2 protein-coding genes and 1 tRNA gene are annotated in these 1,602 nt (G+C 59.4%); all 3 read left to right on the forward strand.

Going from position 1 to position 1,602, the window contains the following annotated elements:
• Positions 1-16 precede the first annotated feature (16 nt).
• Positions 17-93: transfer RNA gene (locus EN742_RS34465), tRNA-Met, on the forward strand.
• A gap of 587 nt (positions 94-680) precedes the next feature.
• Entirely contained in the window at positions 681-947 is a 267-nt protein-coding gene (locus EN742_RS34470; RefSeq protein ID WP_126059349.1) for a type II toxin-antitoxin system ParD family antitoxin, read from the forward strand.
• Between the two features lie 31 nt (positions 948-978).
• Positions 979-1,266, forward strand: coding sequence for a type II toxin-antitoxin system RelE/ParE family toxin (locus EN742_RS34475; RefSeq protein WP_126058157.1), 288 nt, complete (start codon positions 979-981; stop codon positions 1,264-1,266).
• The last annotated feature ends 336 nt before the right edge of the window (positions 1,267-1,602 follow it).

A 1,602-nucleotide genomic window follows, 5' to 3' on the forward strand; every position in this document is an offset into this window, starting at 1 on the left:
GCTTGCTCGTAGTTGACGCGGGGTGGAGCAGCCCGGTAGCTCGTCAGGCTCATAACCTGAAGGTCACAGGTTCAAATCCTGTCCCCGCAACCAAATACAAAACGGCCCGCCTCGCGCGGGCCGTTTTGTATTTGGTCGCAATGGCCGGCGATCTTAACCCGCATCAGCGGCCCGCAACGAGGCAAGGCCGACGCCGCGGCGACAAAAAAGCCAAATCCTGTCCCCGCAACCAAATACCAAAACGGGGGGCCGATTTGCTTTGGCCGCCCGGCCGATTGCTCTCGTCTGGTGCCCGCAAAGGAGGGGAGGCCGACACCGCGGACGAGCTCCGCCTGATCCAGAGCCGAAGCGAACAGCGAAAGCCCGAATCGGAGCGGCGACCGCAACCAGATGTGAAATGAACTTAGCCGGCGGGCCTCCTTCTCAACCGGCTTCAGTGCCCGTCGTCCCGCCTGTATGGCGAGAGTAGATCGTCGGAGCTGTCGATTGCACCAGATTGCTCGATCGCGCCGGCGTCATCGGGGCCGAGGCGATATCTCGGTTCTGCCGAATCGGCGAATCAAGCCTGCGGGATAATCCCCGAATCAGAGGCAGAGATCGGCCGAATCGGCCAATGCTGGCAATAGCTGACATCTATTGCTATGGTTCCTATGGCCGGACATCTTTTTCCAGAGGTTGCCATGCCCAATTATGCTCTGAACGACCACTACGAGAGCTTCATCAGGAAGCAGCTCGAATCAGGCCGCTACAACAATGCCAGCGAGGTCGTCCGCGCCGGTCTGCGCATGCTCGAGGACTTCGAGGCGGAGCGGGAGAAATGGCTGCGCGAGGAGGTCCCGGGGCGCCTGGCCGAGCTTCAGCAAGATCCGGCGAAGAGAGTTCCCGCCGAAACGGTTTTTTCCCAGCTTGAAGCGCGTCATCGCGCGAAGCAGGCGAAAGCCAAGTAGGGAATGGAGTAATCGGGTTGTCTTTCATCCCATGGCGGAAGCCGAACTCGGACAGCTCTATGACGACATAGCCGAGCGCGCGTCGCCGGCGATTGCGTGGAATTTCGTTGTCACGGATCCGCGACCATTGGGCCTGGGTCTATCGACTTTTCCACAGCGCGGCACCGAGCGGATCGAGATCATGCCCGGGCTGCGGATTGTCGGTTATCGGCGCGCCGTCAGCATTGCTTTTGCCGTCGAGGGCGAGCGGGTGCTGATTTTGGGCATCTTCTACGGTGGCCGGAATATCACGACGGAATTGCTGGAAGAGCGGCTCTGAAGGCATGCTCAGGCCGGCGTGGCGATTAACATCCACCATGGCAGGACAGGCGATTTTTGGGCCGATGTCGGGATATCCGGTGCCGAGCTGGTAGTGAGCCCAGGCAGGAACGGATTGGCAGCCGATCGCCGGTCGAGATTCAACCAAGCCAACTCACGAATATCGACCTTGTGGACATGGCCACGAGAAATCGAAAAAACATCTGAGATGGCTGTTGACAGTATGAAGAGGTGGCGACTATATACGCGTCACCAACGAGGGCGGCTCGCCGCTGGCGACGAAGAAGTTCGCTTCTAAATCTGCCCTTGTTAGAAATTCAAGAGAGCCGCGTGAGCG

It is taken from the genome of Mesorhizobium sp. M4A.F.Ca.ET.020.02.1.1 (assembly GCF_004022645.1).
In the GTDB taxonomy this organism is placed as follows: Bacteria; Pseudomonadota; Alphaproteobacteria; order Rhizobiales; family Rhizobiaceae; genus Mesorhizobium.

Coding starts and splice junctions, on each gene's coding strand:
- EN742_RS34470 (WP_126059349.1), top strand. CDS start 681: ATGCCCAATTATGCTCTGAACGACCACTACGAGAGCTTCATCAGGAAG.
- EN742_RS34475 (WP_126058157.1), top strand. CDS start 979: ATGGCGGAAGCCGAACTCGGACAGCTCTATGACGACATAGCCGAGCGC.